Genomic DNA, 2,376 nt, shown 5'->3' with positions numbered 1-2,376 from the left:
GGAGGAGGCTGTTGGCGAACCTACTGCGGTTCCAGGGCTGCCGCAGTGGCTGGGTATCGCCGACGGCGTCCTCGCCTGGACGGTCTGGACCGCTGCCGGGCGTAAGTGTGGCTGCCTGACGGAAGCCGAGCTGGCTCGTCTGCCGTGGCGGGGCGGGTCAGTTTGTCGGTGCGAACGTGGTGAGGACGGCGGCAAGGGCGGCTGGGGCTTCCAGCGGGATCAGGTGACCTGTGCGGGGGAGCACTGCGAAGTCGGCTTGGAAGAGGTAGGGCAGCAGGTGCTCGCGGAGTACGCCGACAGGCTCCACCTGGTCGTGTTCCCCGGCGACGACGAGAGCCGGCACGTCTACCATGCGCGTGTATTCGGTGATGTCCTGCGCGATGCCTCGTAGCGGCCATTCGCTCCGGGCGGCTGCGGCGACGGTACTTGAATCGGTCACAATCCGCGCTTTGACCCAAGCGGGCAGCTCGGTTGCGGTGAGGATGTGATCCCTCGCCCCGGCTACGGACTCCTCGGAGTCGTAGGCGTGTGACAGGGTCTCCTGGTACTCGGGAGTGACGTGTGCTGCGGGCTCTGCCGGACCGGACCCGACGAGAACGATGCCCTGCAAGCCGGAGGGTCGCGTGGCCGCGACCAGCTGTGCGACCTTGCCCCCCATCGAATGCCCCACAAGGACGTAGTCGGTGACCGCCGCGTCCGCGAGCACGGCGATCGTGTCCTCGGCGAGCTGATCGAGCGTATAGGGGCCCGGCAGAGCACGCGACCGGCCCCATCCACGGAAGTCGACCGTGAGCACATCACGGCCCGCCAGACGGTCGACGACGAGGTCCCAGGTGCGGGCAGAGCCGCCCCAATAGTGCAGGAATACCAGAGTCGGCCCGGTCCCCGGTCGATGGTCGTAAGTGGGCAGAAGTAGTGTCTGCTGCGTCTTGTTCACGTTTGTTCTTCCGATCGAGATTCCAGGCGGTTCGCCCTGTCCGACCATTGGAACTTCCGCCCGGAAACGGGGCATCAGTGTGACTGGTCATCCACTGGTGGAAACTGGACACGTGCACCTGATCCGGCAGATGACCTACCAGCCCGCAGGACGTGCCGCCTCGGTTGAGACGATGACGTTCGCTCATCTGCGAGAGCTGAACGACGGCGGCAGCCAGCGCGCCGACTTCCATGTCCTTGCCGTCATCGATACCGGGCCCGGATCGGTCACGGTCGATTTCCGTCTCCACCGGCTCCGAGAACGCGCCGCAATATGGATTCCACCCGGCGCGGTACACCGCTGGGACGACATCGCCGAAGTGACAGGGCACGTCGTGCTGTTCATACCGGCCGCGCCGGTCACCGACGCCACCCGCGAACTCGTGGCCTTTCCGGACCTGGCCGCGTACTGGCCCATCCCCGACGCCGACTGGCCCTACGTCGATACGGCGCGCCATCATCTACTCCTCGAAACATCCGCCCCACCCAGCGTCTCCTCGACGCAGCTGCCCGGCATCCTGCTCTCCGCACTCGTCGCCCGGCTCCACCCACCGCACGCCGATATACCGCTCGCCCATCCGGTGTTCCGGTCGTTTCGCTCCAGCGTCGAAGCGAACTTCCGGCAACACCACGACGCCGGCTACTACGCCCGCGCGCTGGGGTACGCGCCCCGCACCCTCTCCCGGGCGGTGCAGCAGGCCACCGGCCGCACTGCAAAGGCGTACATCGTCGACCGGATCATCCTGGAGGCCAAACGCCTCCTTGCACACGACCGCCTCACCGCTGCTCGCTGCGCCACCACGCTCGGCTTCCCCGACGCGTCGAACTTTTCTGTCTTCTTCCGCAAGGCGACAGGTGTGCCTCCGGGGGCGTGGCAGGCGGCGCTGCCCCCTGAGTAGGAGATGCACTCGAGAACAGTGAGAGCCGACCAGCACACGAAGTGGACCAGAGTCCCATTCCTATGGACGAAGCCATCTGTGCCCCGGCATCTGCCGGAACAGCTGCGGGTGGAGGTCCGGAAGGGGTGAGGCGTCACGCCCAGAGCCAGCAGCTGCTGAGGCAGACTCCGACGAGCCAGTGTCTGCCTCAACAGCTGGAACAGCTGGTGCTGGTGGCTGGTGTCCGGAGTGCTTTCAGCTGGTGGGGTTCGCCGCTCTGCGGGAGCACATCGCGGTGAGCAGTACCGCAGCGGTTAGGAGGAGCCTCCAGGGCGGGAAGAATGGCGCGGTGCCGCAGGCCGGGCAGCCGCCGGATTGCTACTGCCGACGGCGTGCCTCATCTCTCCACCCGCACCGGTAGATTCTTCAGAGAATCGCGGACGGACAGGGATTAAAGGCGCGCTCCGCCGCGTGTCACGCCCCCCGCGACAACCACTTGGGCGAGAGCGCCCGGGGTGGGGGG

Annotated in this window: 2 protein-coding genes; one reads left to right on the top strand and one right to left on the bottom strand. The window is 66.9% G+C overall.

What is annotated here, in order from left to right:
- Positions 1-157: 157 nt before the first annotated feature.
- Positions 158-985 (bottom strand): alpha/beta fold hydrolase, encoded by an 828-nt coding sequence (locus ACJA3G_RS35250; RefSeq protein WP_406557103.1) that lies wholly within the window; start codon positions 983-985, stop codon positions 158-160.
- Between the two features lie 64 nt (positions 986-1,049).
- On the opposite strand from ACJA3G_RS35250, the gene ACJA3G_RS35245 reads away from it, so the two are divergent.
- On the top strand, positions 1,050-1,874 hold the full coding sequence (locus tag ACJA3G_RS35245; RefSeq protein WP_406557102.1) for an AraC family transcriptional regulator: 825 nt from the start codon (positions 1,050-1,052) through the stop codon (positions 1,872-1,874).
- Positions 1,875-2,376 lie beyond the last annotated feature (502 nt).

This window comes from Streptomyces sp. YS-3 (assembly GCF_045257485.1).
Lineage (GTDB): Bacteria > Actinomycetota > Actinomycetes > Streptomycetales > Streptomycetaceae > Streptomyces.
The sequence above is the reverse complement of the archived record's forward strand: the minus strand, read 5'-3'. Positions and strand labels throughout refer to the sequence as shown.